The organism is Roseateles chitinivorans (genome assembly GCF_002761755.1).
GTDB lineage: Bacteria > Pseudomonadota > Gammaproteobacteria > Burkholderiales > Burkholderiaceae_C > Roseateles > Roseateles chitinivorans.
Genome location: NZ_PEOG01000086.1, coordinates 1 through 20,993 on the forward strand (window position 1 = coordinate 1; position 20,993 = coordinate 20,993).

At 70.6% G+C, this 20,993-nt stretch carries 19 protein-coding genes and 1 riboswitch; of the genes, 9 read left to right on the top strand and 10 right to left on the bottom strand.

The window, feature by feature from the left end; genetic code table 11:
• The coding region (gene rbp / locus CS062_RS22200) for an RNA-binding regulator (RefSeq protein WP_143742452.1) at positions 1-310 on the bottom strand (310 nt) is incomplete at its 3' end.
• A 296-nt stretch (positions 311-606) separates the two neighbouring features.
• On the opposite strand from rbp, the gene CS062_RS22205 reads away from it, so the two are divergent.
• The 5 genes from CS062_RS22205 to CS062_RS22225 all read left to right on the top strand — a co-directional run bounded on the left by CS062_RS22205 (position 607) and on the right by CS062_RS22225 (position 7,067).
• Entirely contained in the window at positions 607-1,539 is a 933-nt protein-coding gene (locus CS062_RS22205) for a helical backbone metal receptor (protein ID WP_233218210.1), read from the top strand.
• An 8-nt stretch (positions 1,540-1,547) separates the two neighbouring features.
• Positions 1,548-2,279: a two-component system response regulator CreB gene (gene creB, locus CS062_RS22210; protein WP_099863763.1), complete on the top strand. Its 732-nt coding sequence runs from the start codon at positions 1,548-1,550 to the stop codon at positions 2,277-2,279.
• 6 nt (positions 2,280-2,285) lie between these two features.
• Positions 2,286-3,803 carry a two-component system sensor histidine kinase CreC gene (gene creC, locus CS062_RS22215; protein ID WP_099863765.1) on the top strand — a complete coding sequence of 506 codons (1,518 nt, stop codon included), beginning with the start codon at positions 2,286-2,288 and terminating at the stop codon, positions 3,801-3,803.
• A gap of 62 nt (positions 3,804-3,865) precedes the next feature.
• On the top strand, positions 3,866-5,293 hold the full coding sequence (gene creD, locus CS062_RS22220; RefSeq protein ID WP_099863767.1) for a cell envelope integrity protein CreD: 1,428 nt from the start codon (positions 3,866-3,868) through the stop codon (positions 5,291-5,293).
• Between the two features lie 70 nt (positions 5,294-5,363).
• A complete protein-coding gene (locus CS062_RS22225) occupies positions 5,364-7,067 on the top strand; it encodes a GMC family oxidoreductase (RefSeq protein WP_099863768.1) in 1,704 nt (567 codons plus the stop codon).
• A 46-nt stretch (positions 7,068-7,113) separates the two neighbouring features.
• Here CS062_RS22225 and CS062_RS22230 read toward each other — a convergent pair whose 3' ends face one another.
• The gene (locus tag CS062_RS22230) at positions 7,114-8,490 is read right to left on the bottom strand and encodes a leucyl aminopeptidase family protein (protein WP_099863770.1); all 1,377 of its coding nucleotides are present in this window, start codon (positions 8,488-8,490) and stop codon (positions 7,114-7,116) included.
• A gap of 172 nt (positions 8,491-8,662) precedes the next feature.
• The gene (locus CS062_RS22235) at positions 8,663-9,073 is read right to left on the bottom strand and encodes a thioredoxin family protein (protein WP_143742450.1); all 411 of its coding nucleotides are present in this window, start codon (positions 9,071-9,073) and stop codon (positions 8,663-8,665) included.
• Between the two features lie 209 nt (positions 9,074-9,282).
• Here CS062_RS22235 and CS062_RS26370 point away from each other — a divergent pair, with 209 nt between their 5' ends.
• The gene (locus CS062_RS26370; RefSeq protein WP_158238893.1) at positions 9,283-9,447 is read left to right on the top strand and encodes a hypothetical protein; all 165 of its coding nucleotides are present in this window, start codon (positions 9,283-9,285) and stop codon (positions 9,445-9,447) included.
• 56 nt (positions 9,448-9,503) lie between these two features.
• Here CS062_RS26370 and CS062_RS22240 read toward each other — a convergent pair whose 3' ends face one another.
• The 4 genes from CS062_RS22240 to CS062_RS22255 form a co-directional block, all read right to left on the bottom strand.
• Positions 9,504-11,834, bottom strand: coding sequence for a DEAD/DEAH box helicase (locus CS062_RS22240; RefSeq protein ID WP_099863773.1), 2,331 nt, complete (start codon positions 11,832-11,834; stop codon positions 9,504-9,506).
• 44 nt (positions 11,835-11,878) lie between these two features.
• Positions 11,879-12,892, bottom strand: a complete 1,014-nt coding sequence (locus CS062_RS22245) for a hypothetical protein (protein WP_099863774.1) — start codon at positions 12,890-12,892, stop codon at positions 11,879-11,881.
• Positions 12,893-13,134: 242 nt separating this feature from the next.
• Positions 13,135-13,635, bottom strand: coding sequence for a hypothetical protein (locus CS062_RS22250; RefSeq protein WP_143742451.1), 501 nt, complete (start codon positions 13,633-13,635; stop codon positions 13,135-13,137).
• Positions 13,635-14,303, bottom strand: a complete 669-nt coding sequence (locus CS062_RS22255; RefSeq protein ID WP_158238894.1) for an RNA polymerase sigma factor — start codon at positions 14,301-14,303, stop codon at positions 13,635-13,637. Before CS062_RS22255 ends, CS062_RS22250 begins: the two co-directional genes overlap by 1 nt.
• A 619-nt stretch (positions 14,304-14,922) precedes the next feature.
• Between CS062_RS22255 and CS062_RS22260 the strand changes: the two genes are divergently transcribed.
• Together CS062_RS22260 and CS062_RS22265 are read left to right on the top strand one after the other, a co-directional pair.
• Positions 14,923-15,684 (top strand): TSUP family transporter, encoded by a 762-nt coding sequence (locus CS062_RS22260; protein WP_099863779.1) that lies wholly within the window; start codon positions 14,923-14,925, stop codon positions 15,682-15,684.
• A gap of 176 nt (positions 15,685-15,860) precedes the next feature.
• A complete protein-coding gene (locus tag CS062_RS22265) occupies positions 15,861-16,679 on the top strand; it encodes an HDOD domain-containing protein (protein WP_099863785.1) in 819 nt (272 codons plus the stop codon).
• 70 nt (positions 16,680-16,749) lie between these two features.
• Here CS062_RS22265 and CS062_RS22270 read toward each other — a convergent pair whose 3' ends face one another.
• Positions 16,750-18,048: a GGDEF domain-containing protein gene (locus CS062_RS22270; RefSeq protein WP_099863780.1), complete on the bottom strand. Its 1,299-nt coding sequence runs from the start codon at positions 18,046-18,048 to the stop codon at positions 16,750-16,752.
• Positions 18,049-18,260: 212 nt separating this feature from the next.
• Positions 18,261-18,433: riboswitch (FMN riboswitch) on the top strand.
• 107 nt (positions 18,434-18,540) lie between these two features.
• On the opposite strand from CS062_RS22270, the gene CS062_RS22275 reads away from it, so the two are divergent.
• Positions 18,541-19,023 (top strand): 6,7-dimethyl-8-ribityllumazine synthase, encoded by a 483-nt coding sequence (locus CS062_RS22275; RefSeq protein WP_099863781.1) that lies wholly within the window; start codon positions 18,541-18,543, stop codon positions 19,021-19,023.
• Positions 19,024-19,167: 144 nt separating this feature from the next.
• On the opposite strand, the gene CS062_RS22280 is transcribed toward CS062_RS22275, so the two are convergent.
• Both CS062_RS22280 and CS062_RS26375 read right to left on the bottom strand, forming a co-directional pair.
• Positions 19,168-20,100: a pseudouridine synthase gene (locus tag CS062_RS22280; protein WP_099863782.1), complete on the bottom strand. Its 933-nt coding sequence runs from the start codon at positions 20,098-20,100 to the stop codon at positions 19,168-19,170.
• Positions 20,101-20,196: 96 nt separating this feature from the next.
• Positions 20,197-20,993, bottom strand: a 797-nt coding sequence (locus CS062_RS26375) for a hypothetical protein (protein WP_158238895.1), incomplete at its 5' end; no start/stop codon positions are given.

Below are 20,993 nucleotides of genomic sequence, written 5' to 3' on the forward strand. Positions count from 1 at the left end.
CGCCACCGAAGCCGCCGCGGCCACCGCCGCCGCCGAAGCCACCACCGCCGCCCGGACGGTCTTCACGCGGACGAGCCACGTTGACCACGATCGCGCGGCCTTCCAGGGCCTGACCGTTCATGCCGTTGATGGCGGATTGCGCTTCGTCGTCGGTCGACATTTCCACGAAGCCGAAGCCCTTGGAACGGCCGGTCTCGCGGTCCATCATGACCTTGGCGGAGATGACGGTGCCGAATTGCGAGAATGCCTCCTGGAGCGACTCATCTCGCACGCTGTAAGCGAGGTTGCCCACGTATAGCTTGTTTCCCATGGGGGAAGCCCTTTCAAAACCAAATAACCCAATGTGCTGCTTCAACCCATCGTGAACCACTCATACGAAGGCGCTGCATTCAGGCGATCCGATTATGTGTGACAGGATTGGCGGTTCGCAACGCGTCAAGCCGGTTGTTGTTTTTCGGCTTATGCGCGCAAACCCCGAGCAGTGTCGGAGGCGCTGGAAATTCCTCGCCTCCGGCTTTACATCGGGGCAAAACCGGCTCCCGAGACCCCCCGCCGCCGCTCGGTGTTTTCCACTATGCGGGTGAACCCGCACCCCAATCGCACAAGGTGACGCCCATCGCCCCGCAGCGCCCGCCGCCCCTGCCCGCTCCCCACGCGCCGGGGCTGCGCATCGTCTCGCTGGTCCCGTCGGTGACTGAACTGCTGTTCGCCCTCGGACTGGGGCCTTGGGTGGTCGGCCGCACCGGTTTTTGCATTCATCCCGCGCCCGCGGTGTCAGCAATATCAAAGATCGGTGGGACCAAGGACGTCAATCTCCGCAAGCTGCGGACGCTCGCACCCAGCCACGTCATCGTGAATGTCGATGAGAACCGGCTCGAGACCGTCCAGGCCCTGCGCGAATTCGTTCCGCATGTGGTGGTGACCCACCCCTGTACCCCGCACGACAACCTGACCTTGGTCACCCAGATGGTGGAGATGGTGGAGGTTTTTGCCGCCGATTGGAGGGTCAGGTCTGAACTCGCCGGCATAAATCTCCGAATCCCGGAAGAAAGTTCGTCTGGGGCGAGTTCGCTCCCCCATGTCCCTGATCTCCGTGACCAGGCGGATCGGCTGGCCGCCGCCCTGCGGGAGGAACTGGCGGCCTGCCTGGCCCTGCGGGCAGCCGGCGAGGGCCGGTCGGCTCGGCGCGTCCTCTATCTGATCTGGCGCGACCCCTGGATGACGGTCGCCCGCGACACCTATATCTCCCGCATGCTCGCCGAGGTGGGCTGGTCGACCTGGCCCCCGGTGGAGGGCGGCACGCTGGGCGCGGCGCGCTACCCGGTGCTGACGGGCGACGAGCCGTGGCTGGCCGACATCGACGAACTGCTGCTCAGTTCCGAGCCTTACCGATTCGGCGCCCAGCACCTGGCCGAAGCCCAGTCCCTCTGCCCGAACGCCCGGGTGCGCCTGGTCGACGGCGAACTGATCAGCTGGTACGGCCCGCGCGCCGCCGAGGGTCTGCGCTACCTTCGCGGACTGTCCGCCGCTCCGCGATGATCGCGCCCATGAGTTCGACCGCTCCCGTTCCAGCCTCTCCCGCGCTGCCGCCGGCACCGTTCGCCGGCCAGGTCCTGCTGCTGGAGGACGACCCCGCCATCGCCCAGACCGTCAGCTTCGTGCTGGAACGCGAGGGGTACCGCGTGCGCACCTTCGGCTGGCTGCACGAGGCCCGCGCCGCGCTGGCGGCGACGCCGCCGGATCTGGCGATCCTGGATGTCGGCCTGCCCGACGGCAACGGCCTGGACCTGTGCCGCGAACTGCGCCAGGGCCCGCTGGCGCGCCTGCCGGTGCTGATGCTGAGCGCGCGCAGTGAGGAGAGCGACAAGGTGCTGGGACTGGAGCTCGGCGCCGACGACTATCTCGCCAAGCCGTTCAGCAACCGCGAGCTGGTGGCGCGGGTGCGGGCGCTGCTGCGGCGGGCCCAGGCGCCGGCGGAACCGACCGCGCCGGCCGTGGCGGGCTTCCTCGTCGAGGCCGAGGGCTCCCGGGTGCGCTTCCACGGCGAGCTGCTGCCGCTGACGCGCCGCGAGCTCGGCCTGCTGCTGCGTCTATTGAAGGCGCCCGGCCGCATCCACAGCCGCGAAAGCCTGCTCGATGCCGTCTGGGGCCTGGACGCCGACAGCGGCGACCGCACCGTCGACACCCACATCAAGACGCTGCGCGCCAAGCTGCGCCAGGTGCGTCCCGAGCTCGACCCGATCCGCACGCACCGCGGCATGGGCTACTCGCTGGAGTGACGGCGCATGCGCCTGGGCCTGCGGCTGTTCCTCGGCTTCTTTCTGGTGGCGGGCCTGAGCGCCTTCATCCTGCTGCGCGTCGTGCTGGGCGAGTTCAAGCCCAGCGTGCGGGAGGTGATGGAGGACATGATGGTGGACACCGCCAACCTGGTGGCGGCGCTGGCACGCGACGAGCTCGCCGCGATGCCGCCCGGCGGCGATCTGGTCGGCACCGCTTTCGCGCAACGGGTGCGGGATTACGCGGAGCGGCCGGTGGACGCCCGCATCCTCAGCGCCAGGAAGCGCACGCTGGACTTCCGCATCTACGTCACCGATGCCTCCGGGCGAGTGGTGCTGGACACCAGTCCCGCTCCGGCGGTCGGGCAGGACTACTCGGCGTGGAATGACGTCGCCCGCACCTTGCGCGGCCAGTACGGCGCCCGCACGACGCCGGAACAGCTCACCCCTTACGGCAATGCCGGCGACCTGGGCAACGGCAAGGATGCGCAGGGCAGTCCGGTGATGTACGTGGCCGCGCCGGTGCGCCTGGACGGCCGCACGATCGGCGTCGTCACCGTCGCCAAGCCCGCGGCCGCGGTGCAGCAGATCATCTACCGCGCGGAGCGGCGCATCTGGATCGCGGGACTGTCGCTGCTGGCGGTGTCGCTGGCGGTGGGCGTGGCGGTGACGGCCTGGATGATCGTCACCGTGCGGCGCTTGCGCCGCTACGCCCAGGAAGTGCAGATGGGAGAGCGCCAGGCGCCCCCCAGGGTGCCCGGTGAACTCGGCGACCTGGCCCATGCGATGGACGCGATGCGGGAGCGGCTCGACGGTCGTGAGCGCCTCGAGCACATGGCCCGCGCGCTGACGCATGAACTCAAGAGCCCGCTGGCGGCGCTGCGCGGTGCCGGCGAGCTGCTGCAGGACGACCTGCCGGCGGCGGACCGCCAGCGCTTCGCCGCGCAGGTGGTCTCGCAGAGCGAGCGCATGACGGAACTGGTCGAGCGGCTGCTCGCGCTCTCGACGCTGGAGCTGCGGCGCGGGCCGGCCCATCCGCGGCCGGTGGCACTGGCGGCCGCGGTCGACGAGGTGCTCGCGCAGCTTGACGACCGGCTGGCGCAGCAGGCGCTGACGGTGCGCTGGCTGCGCCGCGACGAGGTCGAGCTGCAGGCGGACGCCGAGATGCTGATGCTCGCGATCAGCAACCTGCTGGCCAACGCGATCGATTTCTCGCCCTCCGGCGCCGAGCTGACGCTGCAGGTCGGCGTCGAGCCCGCGTCCGGGGCGGCCGGTCGCCGCGCATTCTTCGAGCTCCGCGACCAGGGCCCCGGCGTACCGACCGCCGCCTTCGCTCAGCTCGGCGAGCGCTTCTTCTCGACGGCACGGCCGGGCAGCCTGCGCAAGGGCTCCGGCCTCGGGCTGGCGATCGTGCGCCAGATCGCCGGCCTGCATCGCGGCGAGCTGCGCTTCGAGCGGGCCGAGCCCGGCCTGCGCGTGCGGCTGTCCTTCCCCCACTTCACGGCCGCCACACAAACTTCGTCCTGAGCTCACCCCGGCTGCCGAGACTGCCGCCTTCCCTGGATGGCCCGCGGGCAAGGAGAGGACGAATGCAGAGCAAGGCGCTGTGGTGGAAGCTGCTGATCCTGGGCGGCGTGACGCTGCTGTTGCTGATGGTGTTGATGCGCATCGGCTGGCTGGTCGACGAGCGCCAGCAACGCCAGCGCGCCGCCGAGGCCAGCGTGGCGCTGGCGCAGGCCGGACCGCAGGTGTTGCTGGGGCCGGTGCTGCAGCGCAGCTGCACCGAGGAGTGGGAGAGCGTCAGCGGGACCGGCAAGGAACAGACACGGAATGCCGAGCGGCGCGACTTCGTGCTGTCGGCGGTACCGGCCGAACTCGGCGTCAACGGCACGCTGAACCAGGAGCAGCGCGAGCGCGGCCTGTTCAAGGTGAACGGGTATGCGGGCGAGCTTGCGCTGCAGGCGCGCTGGGCCTCGCTCGGCGCGCTGGTGCCGGTGGCCGAGCACAAGGGCCGGTTGAGCTGCGAGGACCCGCGGGTGATGGTCGCCGTCAGCGACGCGCGCGGCCTGCGCGCGGTGACGCTCAAGCGGGGCGCCGAGCCCTTGGCGGTGCGCCCGGGGACGCGCCACGGCAGCTATCCGCATGGCCTGCATGCGGTGCTGCCGGACCAGTCGCTGGACCAGCCGCTGACCTTGACGGTGGCCATCAAGCTGATCGGCATGACCGACTTCGGCATCGTGCCCGCCGCTTCCGCGACCCAGGTGAAGCTGCGCTCGAACTGGCCGCATCCCAGCTTCGGCGGGCGCTTCCTGCCGATGTCCAAACGGATCGACGACAGCGGCTTCGAGGCGCAATGGCAGGTCACCGAACTCGCCACGACCGCGCCGCGCGACGTGCTCGCCGGCTTCGCGCTGCCCGGCGTGGCACGCGACCCCGACGTCGGCCAGGCCGCGTACGCGTCGGCGCGGGTCGCCGGGCAGGAGGGCCGGGCCGAGGTCGTGGCGGACACGCTGGCCTTCTCGATGATCGACCCGGTCAACCCGTATGTGATGAGCGACCGCGCCATCAAGTACGGCCTGATGTTCATCGTGCTCACCTTCGTCAGCGTGGGGCTGCTGGAGCTGCTGTCCGGCCGCCGCGTGCATCCGGTGCAGTACCTGCTGGTCGGCCTGGCGATGACGCTGTTCTTCCTGCTGCTGCTGAGCCTGTCGGAGCACCTGAGCTTCTCGCTCTCCTACGTGTTGGCGGCCGGCGCGGCCGTCGGGCTGCTGACCTTCTATGGCACCTCGATGCTCGGCGCGGCATGGCGTGGCCTGGGTTTCGGCACGATGGTGGCGGTGCTCTACGGCGCGCTCTACCTGCTGCTCAGCCTGGAGACGGCCTCGCTGCTGGTGGGCGCGACCCTGCTCTTCGCGGTGCTGGCGGCGGTGATGGCGCTGACACGGCGCATCGACTGGTACGCGCTGGGCGGGCGCACTGCGGATCTGCCGGCAGCCGCCTCGGCCGGCACTCGGTGACAACGCGGTTGCCGCGCGCCCGCGGCTCGGTCAGCATGGGTCTCCACGGACCCTGGACGACAAGAGAGACATGGGCGGAGACAACCCTGCGGGCGGGCCGGCGACGGCCCGCGAAGCGGCCTCGGGCCGCTTCGACTTCATCATCGTGGGCGCCGGCACGGCCGGCTGCCTGCTGGCCAACCGGCTGTCGGCCGATCCCGCCAAGCGTGTGCTGCTGCTCGAGGCCGGCGGTCGCGACGACTACCACTGGATCCATATCCCGGTGGGCTACCTGTACTGCATCGGGAACCCGCGCACCGACTGGCTCTTCAAGACCGAGCCCGACGCCGGCCTGAACGGCCGCAGCCTGCGCTACCCGCGCGGCAAGGTGCTGGGCGGCTGCTCCAGCATCAACGGGATGATCTACATGCGCGGCCAGACCCGCGACTATGACGGCTGGGCCGCCGCGTCGGGCGACGACGCATGGCGCTGGGACGCGGTGCTGCCCTACTTCCGCCAGCACGAGGACCATTGGCGGCTGGACGACGGCGCGGACCGGCCGCCGGGCTTCGATCCGGCGCTGCATGGCCACGGCGGCGAATGGCGCGTGGAGAAGCAGCGGCTGCGCTGGGCGGTGCTGGACGCGTTCGCCGCGGCCGCGCAGGAAGCCGGCATCCCGGCGACGCCGGACTTCAATCGCGGCAACAACGAAGGCGTCGGCTACTTCGAGGTCAACCAGCGCGCCGGCTGGCGCTGGAACACCGCCAAGGCCTTCCTGCGACCGGCCTGCTATCGCCGCCCCAACTTCGAGATGTGGACCGGCACGCAGGCGCACCGGCTGCTGCTCGAGCAGGTCGACGGCGAGACGCGCTGCGATGGCGTGCTCGTGCGCACGCCCCAGGGACTGGAGGAGATCCGCCTGAACGCCGGCGGCCAGGTGCTGCTCGCCGCGGGGGCGATCGGCTCGCCGCAGCTGCTGCAGCTGTCCGGCCTGGGGCCGGCGACGCTGCTCCAGCGGCACGGCATCGAGGTCGTGCGCGACCTGCCTGGCGTCGGGGGCAACTTGCAGGACCACCTGCAGATCCGCGCGGTGTTCCAGGTGGACGGCGTCAGCACCCTCAATACGCTGGCGTCGAGCTGGTTCGGCAAGGCGCGCATCGGCCTCGAGTACGCGCTGCGCCGCACCGGACCGATGAGCATGGCGCCGTCGCAGCTGGGCGCCTTCGCCCGGAGCGGTCCGGACAAGGCCTGGCCCGACCTGCAGTACCACGTGCAGCCGCTGTCGCTCGAGGCCTTCGGGGAACCGCTGCACGCGTTCAACGCATTCACCGCCAGCGTCTGCAATCTCAATCCCACCAGCCGCGGCAGCGTCGCCATCCGCAGTGCCGATGCGGCCGATGCGCCCCTCATCGCGCCCAACTACCTCAGCACCGCCGAGGACCGCGAGATCGCCGCGCGCAGCCTGCGGCTGACCCGACGCATCGTCGAGCAGCCGGCGCTGGCACGCTACCGGCCGCGCGAATACAAGCCGGGCGTGCAGTTCCAGACGGACGAGGAACTGGCCCGGCTGGCCGGCGACATCGCGACGACGATCTTCCATCCCGTCGGCACCTGCCGCATGGGGCGCGATGACGACGCAGGGGCGGTCGTCGACAGCCGCCTGCGTGTGCGGGGCGTGAGCGGCTTGCGCGTCATCGACGCCAGCGTGATGCCGACGATCACCAGCGGGAACACCAATTCGCCCACGCTGATGATCGCGGAGCGCGCTGCCGCCTGGCTGAGCGCCGGAGAGTGAGCGTCGGCGCCGGCGTCATCGCGCCCGATCGCCGACCGCGCGGCGGTCAGCCGCTGAAGCGCTCTTCCAGATAGGCCAGCAGCGTGCGGATGGTCTGGGCCTCGCCACCGACCGGGCGGCCGGGGCGCGCGATGTCGTTCCACGCGAAGAGGTCGACGTGCAGCCAGTCCTGCTCGGCGGGGATGAAGGCCTCGAGGAACAACGCGGCGTTGATCGCGCCGGCCAGCGCGCTCCGGCCGGTGTTCACGATGTCGGCGATGCTGGAGGTGATGCCTTCCTTGTAGGGCGCCCACAGCGGCATGTGCCACAGCGGGTCGTCCATCTTCAGACCCAGGTCGACCAGATCCCGCGCGGTGTCCATGTGCTTGGCGAAGAGCGCCGGCAACTGCGCGCCCAGCGCGACGCGGGCGGCGCCGGTCAGCGTGGCCAGGTCGATGATCAGCTCGGGCTTGAACTCGGCCGCATAGGCGAGGGCGTCGCACAGGATCACACGGCCTTCGGCATCGGTGTTGCCGATCTCGATGTGCAGACCGGCGCGCGTCTTGATCACGTCGCCTGGCCGGTAGGCATTACCGCTGATCGAGTTCTCCACCGCCGGGATCAGCACCTGCAGGCGCACCGGCAGCTTCAGGGCCATGATCAGCGTGGCCAGGCCCAGCGCGTTGGCCGCGCCGCCCATGTCCTTCTTCATCTGGCGCATGCCGTCGGCCGGCTTGATGTCCAGGCCGCCGGTGTCGAAACACACGCCCTTGCCCACCAGCGTCAGCCGGGGATGCTTGTCGCTGCCCCAGTTCAGTTCGACCAGCCGCGGCGCGCGGGTGCTGGCGCGGCCGACCGCGTGGATGGCGGGGAAGTTCTTCTTCAGCAGCTCGTCGCCGACGATCTCCTTGAACTTGGCGCCGTGCTGCTTGCCCACGACGGCGGCCGCCTTCGACAGCTCTTCCGGCCCCATGTGCTCGGCCGGGGTGTTGACCAGGTCGCGCACCGCGGAGATCGCGGTCGCGATGGCCAGCCCTCGCTGGCCGTCCGCGCTGCTCTTGATCAGCAGCTGCGCCGGCTCGCGCTTGCGCGGCTTGTAGAGATCGAACTGGTAGCAGCCCAGCTCCCAGGACAGGGCCGCGGCTTCGTCCTGCAGCGACAGGCCTTCCGGCGAGATCGTGTAGTTGCCCTCGGGCAGCGCCAGCGGCAGCGCGGACAGCGCGAATGGATGGGCCGCATGAGCCACGCCGGCGAAGACCTGGGCTAGCTTGCCGTCTTCGCCCGGCACCAGCGCGAAGGTGTCCGGCGCCGCCGAGAAGCCGAGCGTCGCCAGCCATTGCTGGGTGCGCTTGGGCAGCTTGGGACCGAGGGCTTGGTAGGTGGCGCGATCGAGCACCAGGATGGGCGTGGCACGAGCCACCGAGTTCTTGAATTGGACGTTCATCGATGCACCGGTCCATCGCGGGTCGCGCGAGCGGCCGGCCTGAGGTTGGCGGTGGCGCATTCTCGCTCGCGCTCCCTCTGTGGAGGGGCGTGATGCGCCGTCCGGGCGTGCACCGCCGACGAGCGTCGCCCGGTGGCGGGCCGCCGTCAGGAACCGGTGAGGAAACGGGCGATCAGCAGGACTGCCGCAGGCGCGACAGCAAGGCTTGCGCCGCGGCGGTCGTGCCGGCCGGCGCGCTCGGGCTGGCGGCGGACATCGCCGGGTTGTCCTCGGCCGCCTGGATCAGGCGCTGCGCCGCCCCTGGGCCGGGAAGGACCGGGCCGATGAAGCACAGCCGCTCCCCCTGGCCGATCAGCAGCGTGGGGAAGGTCTCGACCTCCAGGTCGTCGACCAGTTCGGAGTCATCCTCGATGTCGACCCATAAAAAGCGGGCGCCGGGGTGCAGTTGGCGCAAGGTCGCGAAATCGTCCCGGTAGGTGTCGCAAGTGCGACACCAGGCGGCGCAGAGGCACGCGACCAGCAGTTCGGATGCGGGGTCCGGCTGGGGAGACGAGACGGGCGATGACGGCGACACGGCGGACATGGAGGGCGAGCTTAGCCGGAAAGCGGCGGAGGCGATCGTGTTCGCACTGCGTCCAACGCACAAGGTTGGTGCGATGTGCGTGACGATGGCGCGAGCTTTGTTCAGATTTGTGAGGGCGCTGTCAACGAGGTCCCAAAGGCTTGCGTTAGCTGGCACAAAGCGGTCATCCCCCCGCTTCCCCGACGCTGAAAAGCCAGAGGTCCCCGACCATGATGAAGTTCCAGACCCGTACCGAATCCCAGCCGCGCCGCCTTCCCATGCCGGAACTGGCGAACCACGACAAGGGCCGCAAGCACGAGGCCTTCGAAGTCGCCAGCCTGGGCTGCGACCGCCGCAGCGTCGCACGCGCCCTGCGCTTCGACCGCAAGCGCTGATCTCCGGCGCGGAAGATACCCCGTCCGGGGCCAGCTTCCGCCGCCTCAGCCGCCGCTCAGTCCTCGTCCTCCGGTGACTGCAGCGGCGCCAGCAGCCGATCAATCTCGTCGGCGCTGAATTTCTCCAGACGCTCCCCACCGTCCCTGCCCAGCAGGCCGTCCGCCAGCGCCCGCTTGCGGGCCTGCAGTTCGAGCATCCGCTCCTCGATCGAGCCTTCGATCACCAGTTGATGGACGAACACCGGCCGCGATTGGCCGATCCGATGCGCCCGCGCATGGGCCTGTGCATCGACCGCCGGGTTCCACCAGGGATCGACCTGGATGACGGTATCGGCAGCGGTCAATGTCAGCCCGACGCCGCCGGCCTTCAGACTGACCAGCATCAGCGGCGCCTCCCCCGCCTGGAAGCGCCGGACCACCTCCCCCCGCCGCCCTTCCGGGGTGTCGCCGGTGAGCTTCATCAGCGGCACGCCGGCTTCGCCCATGGCGTCTTCGATCAGGGCCAGCATGCCGGTGAACTGCGAGAACACCAGGATCGTCCGCCCCTGGGCGATCATCTCGGGGACCTTCTCGCGGAGCCACGCGAGCTTCGCCGTCTCCATGCCGGGTGGGATGTCGACGCCGGGCACCAGCCGCGGGTCGCAGCAGACCTGGCGCAGCTTCAGCATGGCGTCCAGCACGGACATCAAGCCGGAGCCGAAGATTTCCGAATCCTTCAGCAGCCGCCGCACCAGATGGTCGGCGCCGATCCGGACGCTTTCGTACAGCTGACGTTGCCGCCCTTGCAACGGGATGCGTTGGGTCAGCACCGTCATCGGGGGGAGGTCCTTCGCGACCTCTTCCTTCAGCCGTCGCAGGATGAAGGGCCGCACGCGGCTCGCGAGTTCCCGGGCGCGGCGCGCGTCCCCGGTCTGCTCGATCGGCTTGCGCCAGTGGCGCGCGAAGGAGCGCGCTTCGCCGAGGTAGCCCGGCATCAGGAAGTCGAACTGGGTCCAGAGTTCCCCGAGGTGGTTCTCCAGCGGCGTGCCCGTCAGCACGATCCGCTGCCCGACCCGCAGCCGGCGCAGCGCCCGTGCGGCGCGTGAGCGCGGGTTCTTGACTGCCTGCGCCTCGTCCAGCACCAGCACCGAGAACGTCGGCTTCGTCAGCGCCCGTACTTCGCGCCAGGCCAGACCGTAGCTGCACAGCAGCAGGTCGATATCGCCGAGCCGCTTGAGCATCTCGCCTCGCTCCGCCGGATCGGCGAGAGCGGCCACACGCAGGCCTGGTGCGACACGCGCCGCTTCCTGCATCCAATTGAAGATCAGCGAGGTCGGGGCGACGACCAACGCCGGCGCCGTCAGCCGTCCGCCCTGCTTCTCGACCCACAGGTGCGCGAGCGCCTGCGCCGTCTTGCCCAGTCCCATGTCGTCGGCCAGGATGCCGCCGAGCTGCTGGCGCCCCAGATATTGCAGCCACGCCAGCCCCTGCAACTGGTAGGGGCGCAGCGTGATGCCGAGCCCGGACGGCTCGGCCGGCACGGGCGGAGGGCCGGCATCGCGCAGGCGTTCCCACATCGTGCGCAGCTCATCGGCGCCATAGACCTGCCAACGGCTGTCCGGCGTGTCGAGCGACGCCAGCCGAGCGGCCTCCCACGCGGTGAGCGCCACTGGCCCGCGCCTCGACCGCTGCGCGACCAGCACATCCAGCAGGTTGAGCATCAGCCGCTTGAGCGGCGCAGCCGTCGTGTGCAGGCGACGCCCGCCGGGGGCCTTCAGGCTGACGATCGCGTCGTCGTCGATGCTGGCGATCGCGTCGGCGTAGAGCCAGCGACGGTCCTTGCGCAGCAGATCCCAGATCATCGGCGCCAGATCGACCCGCGTCCCCTGCACGGTCACGCCCAAGCTCAGCAGCCAAGACCCCTTGCGGCGCGACAGCGCCAGACCGGGCAGCCGATCAGCCTGGCCGGAGGTCTCGGCGTGGAGGCCCTCGTCCGGCGCGTCGCCTTCGGGCTGGACCTCCAGCGACCAGGCATCGATCGCGACGCTGTGATGTGCGAAGCCGGGCAGACACTCGATCTCCCAGCCGAGATCGCGCAGTCGCGGCAACTCGTCGGCGGCGAAATCGGGAAACAGGTCCTCCTGTTCCAGCGTCCAGCAGGGCGTCAGGCCACGGCCGAACGAGGCGTCCCGCCACTGCAGCATCTCGACGTCGACCGCGTGCAAGGGCAGCGCCTGCCACTGCTCGAGCGCGACCGGATCCGACGGCCAGCGCTCCAGCCGCAGCAGCGACACGCGGTCGCCGCGCGGTCCCAGCTTGCCGTGCGGGCGCATCCCGAGCAGGCCGTCGCCGCGGCTCAGCGTCTGCAAGGTCAATTTCGGCGGGAGCGGAACGGGCGGCGCAGTCATCGGGCGCGATTGTCGTTGCCGCCGGCTGCGGCTCGCGCAACGGCCTAGCCTCCCTTGCGGTCCCCGGCGTCCTTGGGGGCTCGCGGCTTGGGCAGTCCGGTCTTCGCGTAGTCGGCCGGGACCTGCATCAGCGCGGCATCCGGCTCGGCACGGCGAATGTTGCGCAGCTGGTAGTTCTGCTCGCCGCTGCGCGGGTCTCTGGTCTGCGCGCTGACGGTGACCTTCAAGTCGGGCGAGGTCCACACCTCGCGGGAGATCACGATCGGCTTCTCGTTCCCGATCTTGCCGGCGGGGATGGTCCGGGTCGCCCGACCACCGGTGACCTTGAGGCCCTCGATTTCCTTGGGCGGGAGGTTGCTCAATGGTGCGTCGGAGCCCGGGCCGGTCAGCGGTTCCAGGCGCAGGGCCAGGGCCGCGGGAAGCGGCGGCATCGGCGGGGTCGGGCTCATCGGTGTCTCGACACGGATCACGCGCACTTCCTGGCCGCCGTCGCCCGGCGCGATCACCACCGGCGTCGCCACGCGCGGCGAGGCGGGCGGCGACGGCGGCCGGGGCGTGTCGCCCCGCGGCGCTGGTTCGCCGTGGGCGAAGTTCTCCCGCGCCCAATCACGCATCTTGCGACCGTACTCGCGCATCTTCTCGTTGTAGTCGCGCATCTTGTCCTGGTACTCGCGCATGCGCTCGCCGTATTCGCGCTGCGCCTCGGCCGCGACGCGGCCACCGCCCAGGTAGCGCGCGGTCTTGCGCTCCGGGTCGAGCAGCCAGTTCTCACCGCTCACCGCGTCGCGCAGATAGACCATCTTGCGGCCCTGGCGTTCCACCTCCTGTCGCGTGCGGCCCTCACTGTCCCGGCACAGCTGGCTGGTCTGCTGCTGGACGATGCGGTTGCCGTCGGCCAGGGCCTGGACGGTCTCATGCACGGCTTGCGCGCAGTAGGGAGCGCCCTTGACGACGCGTTCGGCGCTGAGGATGTGCGTCGCGACGCCGGACTCCGCGATCAGCTCGGCGACGTCGGGTACCGGAGGCGTCGGCGGAACCGGCGGCACGGCGGCGGGCATGGCGGGCGGGGAAGGCGGCGACGGTCGCGCCGACGCCGATCCATGCGGGTGTGGCGCCGGTCGTGCGTCGGGGTCGGGAGCGGGATGCGCGATGGACTGGGCCTGGATCGCGGTGGCGGCGAATGCGAGAGCAAAGGCCGCGAGGGGGCTGAGAGCGGTGTTCATGGCGGTCTCCAGGAAGCAGGGGAGCGAGGCGAGGGAGGAAGGACGATCCATGTCGAACGACGAGGAGGTGGGGCGGTTCAAGGCATGACGCGCATCGCGAGCACGTCGCCGGAGGCATGCACGAGCAACTCGGCCCGCACCGGGGCGGCGGCGTCGGCGGGGTCGTAGGGCAGGCCCAGCAGGGCCAGTCGCTCCCGCGGAACCTCGGTGGGAACGAGCCAGGCGGTGCTCGCGCCGGCCTTCTCGTAGGCAGCCCAGCGGTCTGCGGACACGAGCACGATGAAACCGCTGCCTGGGTTGCCCATCACGGTGGCGCCAGACTCGCCCGGCGGCGCCGAGCCCAGCAGCCACACGCAGGCCACCAGCACCGACGCGCACAGCGCCGGTCCCGCCAATGCCCAGCGCCAGCGGCCGGCCTTGTCGGCCTTCTGCCGGGCGTCGAACTGCCGCCGCATCGCGTCGAGCACCGCGTCATCGCGCTCGCGTGACGGGGTGCGTTGTCTCAGGTCCTGCGCGACGGCCCAGAGCCAGTCGGCCAGGCGCGCGGTGCGGGGCGGGGTGGAGTCGGTGGTCTTCATCATGCGGACTTCGATGAACGGTCGAACGTGGAGCTGTCAGTCGCAGGCCGGCACTCGTCCTGCAAGGCGGCCAGCAAGCGGGCGCGGCCCCGGTGCAGGCGGGTGCGCAGCGTGTTGAGCTCGATCCCCGCAATGCGTGCCGCCTCGGCATAGGCGCGCTCCTGCAGGTCGACGAGCACCACCGCTTCGCGGAAGGTCCAGGGCAATTGCTCCAGGGCAGCCCACACCCGGGCTTGGTCCTGCGCGCGGACCAGCTGCTGCTCGGGCGCCTCGGCATGGTCGTCGCCGGTCATCTCGGCGTCCGCCTCGTCATGAGCGACCGGGCGGTCTCGCCAGCGGGCCAGCAGGTGATGTCTGGCCATTCCGGCGAGGTAGGCGCCAAGCGTGCCGCGCCCCGCGTCCCAGCCCTCGGGCCGGCCGGCGAACTGGACGAAGGCCTCCTGCATCGCGTCGGCCGCCCAGTCGGACTGGCCGCACAGCGCCAGCGCGTAGCGATAGACGCCGGGCGACTCGCTGCGGTACAGCGGCTCCAGCGCGCTGGCATCGCCCTGGCGCAAGCGGCGCACCAGTGCCGCGCTGGTGGCGCACGGCGTCGACGCCGAACAGGGCTCGGGGTCGGCGTCGGAGGTCGGGCGGGCGCGGCCAGCCAGGCGGGTCCACAAGCTCATTGGCGTTCGGCGTGGTCGTTGCGTCGGTGGTCGAAGCGGCGACAGCGGTCGCCGGCAACTTCGGCAGCGCGAGATCGCGTCTCGCAGCATGACCGTATTGCGCGGGCCGTTCTGAAAGTTCCCGGCAGGCAGAAGAAATTCGCCGGCCTCGCCCCTGCACCACCCCCCTGTTTCAGGGGAATGACACCTTCACGCCACACCGGACGGTACTCGCCCAAGAGTGAAAACAGTGCGCCGTGCGATGTTCGCAAATCGTTTTCGGCGGGACCATTTCGTGCAAGTGAGGGCCGGCTAACAGTTCCATCTTGGTGCATCGGCCGGGTGAAAACCCCAAGTGCGTGCATGGAGACCGGGTCCTAGCATCCATCCCACTCGACGCGACACCCGTCCCGCGCAGGCGACAAGCCGACGCCAAGGGGGTTGCCTACGGGGGCTGAGGAGACAAACAGATCAAACCAACACCAACGAATCGCAGTGACACTGTCACAATTCGCGGGCACCTGAATCAGGTGCCCGTTTTGTTTTCAGGGTCCGGTGTTGTGCGTTCCGAGCGATCGTTCGCGGCCCATGTCCGCAGCCTTGAGCCCAGGGCTGTTCCTGCCCTTGCGAATCGCTGCTCATGATCGAGTTGTTCACCGCGGCCGTCGCGTCGCTGCTGGCCGGGTTTGTCGATGCCGTCGTGGGCGGCGGCGGGTTGATCCTGGTTCCCGCGCTGTTCAGCGTCTATCCCAACGCGGCGCCGGCCACCCTCTTCGGCACCAACAAGGGCGCCGCCATCTGGGGGACGGCCTGGGCCACCCATCAATATGCCAAGCGTGTGTCGCTGCCATGGCTGGCGCTGATGCCGGCGGCGGGCGCTGCGCTGATCGGCAGCTTCGCGGGCGCCTGGGCGGTGACGCAGGTCGATCCGAGCGGGCTGCGCAAGGCCTTGCCGGCGATCCTGCTCGGGGTGCTGCTGTACACGCTGGCGAAAAAGGACCTGGGCCGGCACCATGCGCCTCGCCACGAGGCCACGACCCAGACGCTGATCGCCAGTGCGATCGGCCTGACGATCGGCTTCTACGACGGCTTCTTCGGCCCGGGCACCGGCAGCTTCTTCGTCTTCCTCTTCGTGCGCCTGCTGGGGTTCGACTTCCTGCATGCATCGGCGACCGCCAAGCTGCTGAACACGGCGACCAACTTCGCGGCGCTGGTGCTGTTCGCGGCCAAGGGGCATGTCTGGTGGCATGTCGCGGCGGTGATGGCGGTGGCGAACGTCGTCGGCAGCCTGGTGGGCACGCGCATGGCGCTGGCCAAGGGCGCCGGTTTCGTGCGCGGCATGTTCGTCGTCGTCGTGTCGCTGCTGATCCTCAAGACCGGCCACGACGCCTTCCTGCGCTGACATCGCACCGCGGCCTTCGCCGCGGTCGCCGTTTTTGGAGGGGGGCCGCCAGCGCGCACCGCTTGCCGGGAACGCCAAACGCCCCGTGAACAACTCGTCACTGGCTGTCCGCCAAAGGCGGGATGCCGGCGTCCCGCCGCGCGGGCTACCATCCGACCAAACAACCGCTGCTCACCATGCCTGTCGATCCCCAACTGCGTGCGCTGGATATCGAAATCCCGACCCAACCGGAAGTGCTGGTCAAGCTGTCGCTGCTGATGGCGGATGAGGACATCGACCTGCAGGCCGTCTCGTCGCTGGTGGAAACCGACATGGCACTGGCCGCCGCCGTGCTCAAGGCGGTGAATTCCTCGCTGTACGGCCTGCGTGGCCGGGTGCAGACGGTGCATCAGGCGCTGACCTACCTGGGCATGCGCGAGGTCGCCGCGATCACCTTCGAGATGGGCCTGCGCGCTGCCTTCCCGCCCGCCGCCGAACTGGAGCCCGTCTGGTCCCGCGCCGCCAAGCGCGGCCTGCTGATGGGCCGCATGGGGCAGATGCTCGGCGTCGACCCCTGGGCGTCGCACTCGGCCGGCCTGTTCGAGGAATGCGGCAAGGCGGTGCTCTACCGCCACGCGCCGGGGCATTACCCGGCGATGCTGCGCGCCGCCGGCAGCGACAAGGAACTGGTCCAGCTGGAGCACACCGCGTTCGGCGTCAGCCATGACGCGCTGGGCGCGGCGCTGTGCGAGAGCTGGGGCCTGGCGCCCGCCGCCGTGGCCAGCGTGAGATACCACGTGCAGGTGCAACACGAGCTGCAGATGCCCGAAGCCATGCAGCGTCGCGGCGTCGGTGCGATCTCGCTGGTCGCCTGGACGCTGATGAATAAGCCGGAGGCGCTGGACGAGACGGTGATGGAGATCGCCCCGCAGGCGCAGCTCGACGAGACGCTGATGCTGCGCGCGGCGCGCCGCGTCGAGGAACAGCTTCAGCAGGCCGAATCGCGCGGCCGCTGATCGCCCCGCGACGCCGCTGCCGGCACGATGGCCGCCCTTCGGGGCGGCCGTTTCGTTGGGGGGGCGCGGGTCAGGACGCCAGGCAGAGCCGGTCGCGACCCATGTGCTTGGCCAGGTAGAGCGCCTCGTCGGCCGCCTGCATCAGTGCCTGCGGGCTCAGGTAGGGGTGGCCGGGCTGCGTGGCGGCCAGGCCTGCGCTGAGGGTCACGATGCCGCCATCCGGCGCGCCGTCGGGGAGTGCGCCGTGCGGCACCGCGAGCGACCGCCAAGCCTCGCACAGCATCTCCACCGGCCCCTGCGCCGCCTCGGCGTCGAAGCCGGGCAGCAGCACCGCGAATTCCTCGCCGCCCAGCCGGGCGACCAGGTCGGTGTCGCGCTGGAAATGATCCGCCAGCAACCGGGCCAGACGGCGCAGCACCTCGTCTCCGGCACCGCGACCATGGCGCTCGTTGAACGGCTTCAGGTGATCGACATCCAGGATCGCCAGGGCCAACCGCCCCTGATCGCGCTGCGCCCGCTTGAATTCACGCCGCAACGCCGCGTCGAACTCCCGCCGGTTCGCGATGCCCGTCAGCGCGTCGTGCCGCTCCATCGAGGCCAGCTCCTTGCGCTTGGCCTCCAGCGAGCGCTCCGCCTGCTGCAGGGCCCGATGCTGGCGGGCGAGCTCCTCGCGCATCTCACGGCCGCGCGACTGTTCGCGGTGCAGCTCGTCGCCCAGCGAGGTGCGAACGTGGTCGATGGCCTGCTCCAGCTGCAGCACCTCGCGCGGTCGCGGCTCGGCGGCTTCCGGCCAGAACGGCGAGGGCGGCGGCAGTGTCGGATCGAAGCGGCTCGCCTGCTCGGACAACCGCCGCAGCTGCCGCAACACCCAGCGGTCCAGCAACAGCACCGCGGCCAGCCCCAGCGCCGTCGCGATGGCCAGGTGGATGAGCGTGCTGCGCAGCAGCGGATCGCGTCGCAAGGTATCGCCCACGGTCGCGGCGCTGGCCTGCAGGCGCAGTTCGCCGGTGTCGGCGAGCGAGAACTCGGCGCTCTGGCCGGGCTCGCCCTCGTCGTCGGACAGGGCGCGGAACTGCTCGCCGTCCGGTGTGCGCAGTTCCACGCGGCGCAGTTTGTGGCGGGTCAGGATGTGATGCAGCAGGCCATGGACGGCTTCCGGCTTCTGGGGGAGTTGCTGCAGGCTGTAGGCGAGGGGACCGGCATACATCAGCGGGATGGCGCTCAGCTCCGCACCGGTGTCCGCGGCGCGTTGCAGCGTGGTCTGGCGCAGTTGCCAGCCGCTGGACAACGCGATCAGCAGCAGCCCCAGCGCGAACAGCGCCAGCAGCGGGCGGGCGCCGAGCGAGAGGCGGATGGCCTTGTGGGTCATGGGTGGATGCCAGGCCGCGACCGGAGTCGCGCGGTACGCCGTCAAGTCACCGTCGAGCCATTGTGCCGAGCCGCGCCCGCCGCCTTCCCCGGGGAAACTCCAAGCGGGAAGCCCCTTGCCGCCGAGGGCTTGCGCGGAGGCGACATCGGCGCCCCGCCGGGCTGCCTAGAATCCGCCCGCTCCGCCGCGCTTTCCTTCGAATGCGCGCGGGGCAGCGTTCTCAGGGCGGGGTGGAAGTCCCCACCGGCGGTATCCGGGACGCGGTCGTCAGGCCGTCGATCCCGGGAGCCCGCGAGCGCCCGGCACCGCCCTTGTGGTGCCGGGGTCAGCAGACCTGGTGAGAGGCCAGGGCCGACGGTCACAGTCCGGATGAAAGAGATCGCGTCCATCGTCGGCCCCGCGGGCCGGCGCAGGCGTTCGCGCCTGCGCCGCCGGGCGGCCGCGCTGTGCGTGCGCGCCCTGATTCATCGTTCCACCTTGCAAAGGGTTCACATGAATCAGACCCCCCTCCACTCTCCCTCCTCCGCCGTCCCCCGCGTGGCCATCGTGTCCGCGAGCTGGCATGCCGACCTGGTCGGCCGATGCCGGGAGGCCGCTGTCCGCGGCCTCGAGGCTTCGGGCCCCGTCCGTGTCGAGACCTTCGAGGTCCCCGGCGCCTTCGAGATCCCGCTGCATGCGATGAAGCTCGCCCGCAGCGGGCAGTTCGATGCGGTGCTCGCCTGCGCGCTGGTCGTCGACGGCGGCATCTACCGCCACGACTTCGTCGCGCAGGCGGTCATCGACGGGCTCATGCGGGTGCAGCTCGACACCGGCGTGCCGGTGTTCTCGGCGGTGCTGACGCCGCTGGCCTTCCACGAGCATGCGACGCACCATGGGTTCTTCCACGAGCACCTGGTGGTCAAGGGCACCGAGCTGGCGAGCGCCTGCCGCGCGACCTTGGCGGCGTTGCGGCGGCTCGACGCGTTGACGGCCTGAGCGCGGCGGCGCGCGAGTCGATGGAGCGCGATGGCGGCGGTGCTCGCGTGCCGCCGCCAGGCGCGGCCCATCACAGGGCATGGGCGTCCCGTCCGGGAACCCCAAGCCCCGTTCCGGGCCCAGTGAGATCCAGGTACGCGGGCCTTATCCGGGCGCGATGGACCCGGCCAGTTCCAGGGAGGTCACGAACCTCCGCGATTGGCCGCTGATCGGATCGGTGAAGGCGATCTCGCGCGCCAGCAACTGCAGCGGCCGGCTGAAGTCGACCTCGTCCTCGACCGGCTGCAGCACCGGATAGATGCGGTCGCCCTCGATGGGCAGGCCCAGGGCGCACAACTGCGCCCGCAACTGATGCTTCACGCCGCTGTGCGGACGCAGCTCGTAGCGGGCGCGGTCGGCGGCCAGCCGCTCGATCAGTGCGATGCGCGTGCGGGCGTTCGGCTCGCCGGCCACCGTGCGCATCTGCATGAAGTCCACCGGATGCTCCTCCAGGCGGCTGTCATACGACAGGGGGAGCCGCGCGGCCACCTCATCCCGCCAGGGGGCGATCGCCTCGTAGACCTTCTCCACGTCGCGATCGCGGAACAGGCGCTGGTAGGCGTCGCGCGTCGCGGGCTGGACCGAGAACAAGGTCAGCCCCGCCGTCTCGCGGTCGAGCCGGTGGACCGGACTCAGGTCCGCCAGGCCAGTCTCGCGGCGCAGGCGCGTCAGCAGGGTCTGCTGCACATAGCGGCCCGTGGGCGTGACCGGCAGGAAGTGCGGCTTGTCGGCCACCAGCAGGTGCTCGTCCAGGTGCAGGACGCGCGCCTGGCCCGGCACCTCGGGCTCGGCCGCGAGCCAGCGCCAGTAGTAGAGGCGCCGCTGCGCGCGATAAGGTGCGTCGGGCGTGAGCGGCGCGCCGGTGTCGTCGAGCACGTCGCCCCGTTGCAGGCGCGCCGCCCAGTCGTCCCGTGCGACCAGCGGCAGCCGCTCGGCCAGGAAGTCCAGCACCGTCGGCCAGGGGCCTGGCGGGCAGGCCAGTGCGCTTGCGGCGACGCCCTCGCGCAAGGGCAGATCGAGCTTGGGCGGGCGGGCCATGGTGGGTCGTCGAAGCGGGGGCGCTCAAGTGAGCGGCGGTGGCGGCGGTGAGCGGGGTGGCGGGCGCGTGGCGGGGGCTGTCGTGCGATCGGGCGGTCACTCGATCTGGGCCGGTCCGCGCGCGCGCTCGTCGAGGAAGCGGTTCAGTCGCTGCAGGTCGTCGGCGTCGATCGGCGTGCCATTGCGCCAGGCCTTGATCCACGCCTCGCGCTGCGGATCGGCGGCGAGCTGTCGCACCGCCTGGTCCATCGCCTCGATCGCGCGGCGGCCCTCCGGTGTGCGGCTGCAGCCGGCGGTGGCCACCAGCGTGCTGCGACCCTCGGCCAGCGGCAGCTTGACCAGCTCCGGCGGTCCGGCGTGGCTGGCGCTGAAATCGTCGACGGCCACCGGGTACTCGAGCGTGTAATCCATCCGTCGGGCACGCAGCATCGGCAGCAGATGCGCGCCCCGGCCGGCGACGATCGACCGCGGCGCCCGCTCGGGATGGGCGGCGAGCAGGCGATCGATGCGCGGCCCGAAGCTGCGGTCCCGCGGCAGCAGGCCGGTCAGGTCGGTGCGGCGCAGCAGGTCGGCGAGCTGCAGCGGCTGACCGTTCGACGCGAACTTCGCCAGGTCCTCGCGGCGCACGATCACATGGATCTGGCGCGAGAGCATCGGCGGATACAGCGTGGTGAAGTAGAGCCACTGCAGCCGCTCGGGCGTGCGCACATGCAGCACGGAGCAGATCGTCTCGCCCTGGCGCACCTGGGCCTCGAAACGCGGCAGGCTCAGCTCGATGAACTCATGGCGGTAATGCGGCATGCGCTCGACGAGCAGTCGCAGGAAGCCGTCGACCTCGCCCTGGCCGAGGTCCTCGACGCGCTGCGGCGGCCGGTTGTCGCGGTAGGCGAAGT

Coding starts and splice junctions, on each gene's coding strand:
- creD (WP_099863767.1), top strand. CDS start 3,866: ATGCAGAGCAAGGCGCTGTGGTGGAAGCTGCTGATCCTGGGCGGCGTG.
- CS062_RS22230 (WP_099863770.1), bottom strand. CDS start 8,490: ATGAACGTCCAATTCAAGAACTCGGTGGCTCGTGCCACGCCCATCCTG.
- CS062_RS22250 (WP_143742451.1), bottom strand. CDS start 13,635: ATGAAGACCACCGACTCCACCCCGCCCCGCACCGCGCGCCTGGCCGAC.
- CS062_RS22225 (WP_099863768.1), top strand. CDS start 5,364: ATGGGCGGAGACAACCCTGCGGGCGGGCCGGCGACGGCCCGCGAAGCG.
- CS062_RS22245 (WP_099863774.1), bottom strand. CDS start 12,892: ATGCCCGCCGCCGTGCCGCCGGTTCCGCCGACGCCTCCGGTACCCGAC.
- creB (WP_099863763.1), top strand. CDS start 1,548: ATGAGTTCGACCGCTCCCGTTCCAGCCTCTCCCGCGCTGCCGCCGGCA.
- CS062_RS22235 (WP_143742450.1), bottom strand. CDS start 9,073: ATGTCCGCCGTGTCGCCGTCATCGCCCGTCTCGTCTCCCCAGCCGGAC.
- CS062_RS22255 (WP_158238894.1), bottom strand. CDS start 14,303: ATGAGCTTGTGGACCCGCCTGGCTGGCCGCGCCCGCCCGACCTCCGAC.
- CS062_RS22275 (WP_099863781.1), top strand. CDS start 18,541: ATGAATCAGACCCCCCTCCACTCTCCCTCCTCCGCCGTCCCCCGCGTG.
- CS062_RS26370 (WP_158238893.1), top strand. CDS start 9,283: ATGATGAAGTTCCAGACCCGTACCGAATCCCAGCCGCGCCGCCTTCCC.
- CS062_RS22265 (WP_099863785.1), top strand. CDS start 15,861: ATGCCTGTCGATCCCCAACTGCGTGCGCTGGATATCGAAATCCCGACC.
- CS062_RS22240 (WP_099863773.1), bottom strand. CDS start 11,834: ATGACTGCGCCGCCCGTTCCGCTCCCGCCGAAATTGACCTTGCAGACG.
- CS062_RS22280 (WP_099863782.1), bottom strand. CDS start 20,100: ATGGCCCGCCCGCCCAAGCTCGATCTGCCCTTGCGCGAGGGCGTCGCC.
- CS062_RS22260 (WP_099863779.1), top strand. CDS start 14,923: ATGATCGAGTTGTTCACCGCGGCCGTCGCGTCGCTGCTGGCCGGGTTT.
- CS062_RS22270 (WP_099863780.1), bottom strand. CDS start 18,048: ATGACCCACAAGGCCATCCGCCTCTCGCTCGGCGCCCGCCCGCTGCTG.
- creC (WP_099863765.1), top strand. CDS start 2,286: ATGCGCCTGGGCCTGCGGCTGTTCCTCGGCTTCTTTCTGGTGGCGGGC.